Here is a 1574-nt window from a genome sequence, read left to right as displayed (position 1 = left end):
TTTGTTGATTTTCATGACCACATTCATTTGGTAATCGATATCAACGTTTTGTGGATTATCAAGATAATTCGAATACAAATTCAGTCTGTTTTCGATAGAAACATTACTCATCACCACAAATTTGTAATAAGCAGAAATACTGGCTCCAAATTCAAAACGTGAGGTATCCCCTTGTAATACACCAAAAGAAGATCCAAGCTCAGTAAAGTGACTGTGAACAAAAATTGCTTTTGCGGCAGCTGGAGCAAAATTTACGCTTAAATTGTCATTCTTTTTCCATAACATACCTGGACCCACTTGAAAATAAGCCGGTGAGAAAAAGTGTGAAATGCGTGTACCATCCTTGTCTAAACCGGTATCTAATTGACTCTTAAAATTAAAGTACGCAGAATAGTACCAGTTGCCTGACGCTTTCTTTCCCCATAATGAGTTCAATTCAAGTCTGTCATCTGTTTTTGCTGTTTGTTGGTCGCCTTTAATTTTACTCAAACCATAAGCAAGTATGAATTTATTGTCCCAAACGATATCCTCTTTCTTATAATTGAAGTCGTAATTCAAACCAAAGTTTCCTGCAATATTTGAGGTTCCTCCACCCAGCCATTGCTTGTTGTAAGATGATTGATTGAATAACAAGGAAATATTACCTTTCTTGGTCCATAATTTTGTTGAATCCTTTACAGCTTCTTCTTGTGCATTACTCACAAATATTGTGAAAACAAATAGGAGTGTTGCTAATGATTTTTTCATAGTGTTTGTTTTAAAAACACAAATGTAATTAAATATATTAAAGTGAAGTATTTTGTATAATACTGTTTTACAGATAGTTATTTAATTTATAATAGTATTTTACATACAGTAGTTTATTTTAAAATGACAACTTAAATTAAGTACTCGATTTTAAATTAAAATGTTATTCACTGAATTTAAAAAGTTGACTTTCAGTTATTTATAATAAAAAACTTGTGCAAAAGGTGCTGTATTATTGCTGTAAGAATTAATGAAAGAAGTCTGAAATTACACTCAATTCAAAAGTTAATAAAAAGTTAATTAATTTTTAGACCAACTGTATAAATAATCGTTAAATAACCATTTTAAGAGTATAATGGATATGGTACTGAATGAAAATAGCGCAAATTATAATAGTGAAGCAATTGCTTGAATATTATAATTTGCGCTAGGATATATTACTTTGATTACAGCTTTGGAGCTTTGTAAAGTGGCACTGCAGAACAGGCCTCACCGTACATAATACTCCTTGCATATGTTTGTAAATTGCTTGCAGCAATAACATAAGCACGCATAGGAACCGGTTTTTTAGAACAACCTTTAATAATTACAGCCTTATTTTTATAAACGCTATAATCAACATTTGCTAGTAGACCTTCGTATAATGCTGCGTCAAGATCTTCTATAGTACCATTTACAATCTTTGATGCAAATGGTGCTAATTGTATGGTGACTAATATTGAAGCCCATGCAGGAACAATAGCATCAGTGCTGCAATGTATAGCTACAAGCTGATCTTGATATTGAGTCCAATCGTGATTTTTTAAATGTTCTCTAAAGTCTTTTTC

2 protein-coding genes are annotated in these 1574 nt (G+C 31.6%); both read right to left on the bottom strand.

Annotated elements, in window-relative coordinates:
- On the bottom strand, positions 1 to 747 hold a 747-nt coding region (locus P8M54_RS06985; protein ID WP_300286613.1), incomplete at its 3' end, for a DUF3078 domain-containing protein.
- Between the two features lie 446 nt (positions 748 to 1193).
- Positions 1194 to 1574 (bottom strand): DUF2480 family protein (locus P8M54_RS06980; protein ID WP_300286611.1); only part of this gene is annotated, 381 nt, incomplete at its 5' end.

This window comes from Flavobacterium sp., assembly GCF_029242675.1.
Taxonomy (GTDB): Bacteria; Bacteroidota; Bacteroidia; order Flavobacteriales; family Flavobacteriaceae; genus Flavobacterium.
Note: the sequence above shows the minus strand (reverse complement) of the source record. Positions and strands in the feature narration are given on the sequence as shown.